Consider the following 223-nt stretch of genomic DNA (forward strand, 5'->3'; position numbering starts at 1 on the left):
TCATAATCCTGTTTTTCCATCAATTTAGAGATCAGATACGCCTGCGCCTGTTCTCTGATATCAATCCGGTCACTTTGCATTACCCGTTGAAATAAAGCTTCGATTTCCTCTTCGTATTTTTCATATGAATCAATTCTGTTTCCTTGAAACAACAGCAGGCCGTTTAGCAGCATCGCCACGTTACCGAGCAGCAGATCACAGGTAGGGTATTCTTTAATTTTCC

The 223-nt window shown here is 41.3% G+C and carries 1 protein-coding gene; it reads right to left on the bottom strand.

Translation table 11 applies throughout. The annotated features are described in order from the left end of the window. Positions 1-223, bottom strand: a 223-nt coding sequence (locus NE637_RS15635) for a hypothetical protein (RefSeq protein WP_256267842.1), incomplete at both ends; no start/stop codon positions are given.

Source organism: Desulfovibrio desulfuricans (assembly GCF_024460775.1).
GTDB lineage: Bacteria > Desulfobacterota > Desulfovibrionia > Desulfovibrionales > Desulfovibrionaceae > Desulfovibrio > Desulfovibrio desulfuricans_E.